Genomic DNA, 3,590 nt, shown 5'->3' on the forward strand with positions numbered 1-3,590 from the left:
GGCCACACTCTGCGTTGGGGTACCTGTCTCCAAAGGAGTTCCGTCAACGTTTTACCTCAAATGCGGCTTAAAATGTCTGGACTTTTGGGGTTCATTAAGGATTTTATCTACCTTGACCCGCAGATCCGGATGAAAGTAAAGTCCCGTGGCTGGACGAAACGGGGAATGATACGACTGCCGGTGTTTCAAGAGTTTGTATTTGAGAGATCATCTGTTTAACAGATGGTTTCTTTTTTATTTACCGAATCCATGCGCTGGAAGCTGTCCAAAACACGGCCTCTACATAAAAAATATCGCAAAAGGATAAAAATATATTGTAAAACGATAAATTGTGCATTAAAATCAAGTTGACAAAAAATAAGTGGAGGTGCTTTATATGAAATCAGAAACACTCTTTTTAAAGATAGTTGTTTGTCTTATTGGAATAACGGTACTTGCTTTGTCTATAATTGCGTCGCCTTTTATAGCAAATGAATTAGCAAAAGGGTTGGATTGGTTGTTAGTTTTGTTTGTAATAGATTTGTATGCATCGGCAATACCGTTTTTCGTTGCATTGTATCATACTTTAAGACTTTTAAGCTATATTGATAAGAACATTGCTTTCTCGGAATTATCTGTTAGGTCTTTAAAGTATATAAAATACTGTGCATTCACATTCAGTATGTTGTATGTGTCAGCCTTACCAATGTTCTATCTCTGGGCGAAGGGAGCGGGTGCCCCAGGTGTCATGTTATTTGGATTGGTCATTATTTTTGCTTCCATTGTGAATGGAGTCTTTGCTTCTATTCTTCAAAAACTGTTAAAAAATGCCATGGATATAAAATCAGAAAATGATTTAACGGTCTAAGGTAAATACCGTGGCAATTATAATCAATCTTGATGTGATGCTGGCTAAAAGAAAAATGAGCCTCTCCGAACTTTCGGAGAGGGTTGGAATAACGATGGCTAATCTTTCTATATTGAAAAATGGAAAGGCAAAAGCGATTCGATTATCAACTTTAGATGCGATTTGTAAGGCTTTAGAATGTCAGCCTGGAGATATTTTAGAATACAAAAGTGACGAAGACACTCAAGGATAATGTTGCTGAAAGTTTTGACTTATGATTGGAATCATATGGGGCATCTGAAGTTTGCAGATATTTATAGGCAAGTCTTGGACAAAATCATAATCATGAAAGAAATGGCCGAATTACGCCGTTACTTCAGGCAATCTCCAGGCAGGATCATCGAGACAAAAAGGGAGTATGGCAATGTATTTGAAAGAGTATATTCGTGTGGAAAGCGGTGAGATTCTAGCGGACGGGTGCGACCGGCAGGGTTGATCGAATTTCCTCCGCCGCCAGATGTTCGGAAGGCGCAGTGTGGTCCATTGTCCAGCATGGGAAGATTGGCGAAGATAAAGATTTTCTCTATTTGGACCCGCAGATTCGGATGAGGGTGAAGTCGCGAGAATGGACGAAACGGGGTATGATTCGGATACCGATCTTCCAGTCGTTCTTGTTTGAAGGTGATCATCATGCTGCTGGATGATGGCCATCAAGAATTCATGCTGAAATTGAAGCGATATGTCCATCTGGAGGTTCTGCTATCGGCATTATCCCGTGATCGAAAGCAGCTCTCGCATCTGAAGATGGCCGATGTTTATGGATGGATGATAGATCAAGTGATGGATCGTATCTTAAAGGACATGACGGAACTTCGGGGATATTTCAGAAGATCGCCGGGGGAGATCATCGAGATCAAACAGGAACCGGGTATCGCTATGTATCCTACAAGTACAAAGGATATCGGCAGGAAATGAAGTTCCTGAATGAGTGGATCAAGGTTGAGTGCGGCGAGATCTTGAAGGAGTAACTTCGCCACATGGAATTTTATATTATCATAAGTTATAAAGAGGATAAAATACGAATTTTTGTTTGTGTAAAAATAGCGTGAATTTACCATCCATTTCCAATAAAATGGAAGGAGGAGGGGATTCAAGAAAGAGGAAAGTGAAAGGTTTAGCAATCAAAAAAAACAAAAAAGAGGTGTTTTCTTTGTTGAAAAGAACAGTTTCAGTCTTGGTATGCCTCGTTTTATTAGCGCTTCCGCTAGTCAGTTATGCTGCTACCCACAGTTTTGTTTACGACTTCAACAAATCGATAAGAAGCCGTGATTTCAAATTTAAAGGCTATCATGATTTGACGCTTACCTTTAAATCCGTCACTTGCCGAAAAAATCAAACCATGAAAGTAGAGGTCAAACACAATGTTTCCTGGGGACGGGATACCACAATAGCCCGTAAAAATATATCTGAGTGCGGTGGAACCATCAGACATATTGGTTTTGATAACAAAACGCCTGTTTATTTTATCGTGACCAAAAACACAAAGGACAAATTTTGGGTTCAGGGAACCGGGAAAATCCACAACTGATCCGGTTTGATGAGTAAACTCAACAAATCTTAAATCTCCATATCACAAGAAATGAGAACACTTTTAGATTTTTCGATTTTTATGCCCTATTTCATTTTGGGGGTACCTAGGGTATTCGAAATAAAATTTCATCGCTCTATGAGGCTTCTAGACGCCTCTTTTTTGTTGTTTTGAGGTTTTTTGAACAAAAAAACCGCCTCAGCAGGCGGTGGTAAGTATATCAATCCGTCGTGGTGTTGTTGGTTTTCAGTTTCCCTGTTTAGAGACAAATCTTTTTTAATTTCTACTCATCAACATAGACAAGCCTGGTGAAATTCGTTTCCTGCTATCCATCGTTTTTACAAATCACGGATAAACGAACGTCACAACCTGATTTCCTTATGTATCAGCTTACAATATCTTTCTTGGGCATGACTTCTGGATGAAATCCATCCTCTTGAACATATCCCTTCACCGACCAAATTCTCAGACGTTTCTCTCTCGCATCAGCTTCTGCTTTCCGGTATATATCTTCATAAGCATATTTTCCGTAGGCATAAGCCACCCGGGCGTATCCATTCTTTAATAATAAGCGGTTTAAATTTTGGCCGTTCACAAACACATGACCAATCAGACGGCCATATTTGTCTTTTGCACCTGTACCGTGTAATTCAACTTCAACAAGTTTCGCCCGAGAGATTCTCCGCTTCGTAAATTGTTTGGCTTCTTCTCCATACGGCTGTTTCCCCTTTTGGGCGTGACGGGTCTCCGGGCAATCTACTAAAATCAGGCGGATTTTTACCTTTTCACCTCTCACGATCCCCCGAATGGTATCTCCATCAATGGCTTCCGCTTGCTTTACGACCAGACGTCCCTTTTTGGGCTTTCTTGTCTTCCTGGAAGTCTTCTTTCGACCTGTAAAAAGCTGATACACCCATTTAATGATGGTTTGGATAATTCCTATTTTCATTGATCCACCCCCTGTTCATTATAGCAATAGAATTCTGATTTAAAAATATAGAAACATTTTTTTGATGAACAAACAGCAATTAGCTGCCCATTTACAAATAAATAACTTGAACCCATAGAGGGTTCAAGTTGAGATTGATGACAAACCCCCCCCTTTTCTTCGGAAAAGGAATGGGGTTTTGTATATTTCTAGGATATATACAGATAAAGTAAACCTGATGTGACCTA

Annotated in this window: 6 protein-coding genes and 1 pseudogene; 6 read left to right on the top strand and 1 reads right to left on the bottom strand. The window is 39.8% G+C overall.

What is annotated here, in order from left to right:
* The 6 genes and pseudogenes from I8U17_RS18515 to I8U17_RS17825 form a co-directional block, all read left to right on the top strand.
* Positions 1-219, top strand: a pseudogene (locus I8U17_RS18515) (hypothetical protein); the annotation flags it as partial.
* 157 nt (positions 220-376) lie between these two features.
* The gene (locus tag I8U17_RS17810) at positions 377-847 is read left to right on the top strand and encodes a DUF2975 domain-containing protein (protein ID WP_033102007.1); all 471 of its coding nucleotides are present in this window, start codon (positions 377-379) and stop codon (positions 845-847) included.
* 10 nt (positions 848-857) lie between these two features.
* Complete coding sequence (locus tag I8U17_RS17815) at positions 858-1,079, top strand: helix-turn-helix domain-containing protein (protein WP_033102008.1); 222 nt, start codon at positions 858-860, stop codon at positions 1,077-1,079.
* Positions 1,079-1,288 (top strand): YhjD family protein, encoded by a 210-nt coding sequence (locus tag I8U17_RS19030; RefSeq protein WP_033102009.1) that lies wholly within the window; start codon positions 1,079-1,081, stop codon positions 1,286-1,288. Before I8U17_RS17815 ends, I8U17_RS19030 begins: the two co-directional genes overlap by 1 nt.
* Before the next feature lie 228 nt (positions 1,289-1,516).
* Positions 1,517-1,801, top strand: coding sequence for a YhjD family protein (locus tag I8U17_RS17820; protein WP_033102010.1), 285 nt, complete (start codon positions 1,517-1,519; stop codon positions 1,799-1,801).
* Between the two features lie 130 nt (positions 1,802-1,931).
* Positions 1,932-2,414: a hypothetical protein gene (locus I8U17_RS17825; protein WP_198054885.1), complete on the top strand. Its 483-nt coding sequence runs from the start codon at positions 1,932-1,934 to the stop codon at positions 2,412-2,414.
* Between the two features lie 385 nt (positions 2,415-2,799).
* Here I8U17_RS17825 and I8U17_RS17830 read toward each other — a convergent pair whose 3' ends face one another.
* The gene (locus I8U17_RS17830; RefSeq protein ID WP_198059968.1) at positions 2,800-3,363 is read right to left on the bottom strand and encodes a thermonuclease family protein; all 564 of its coding nucleotides are present in this window, start codon (positions 3,361-3,363) and stop codon (positions 2,800-2,802) included.
* Positions 3,364-3,590: the final 227 nt, after the last annotated feature.

The sequence above is a fragment of the Thermoactinomyces sp. CICC 10521 genome, assembly GCF_016055135.1.
Taxonomy (GTDB): domain Bacteria; phylum Bacillota; class Bacilli; order Thermoactinomycetales; family Thermoactinomycetaceae; genus Thermoactinomyces_A; species Thermoactinomyces_A daqus.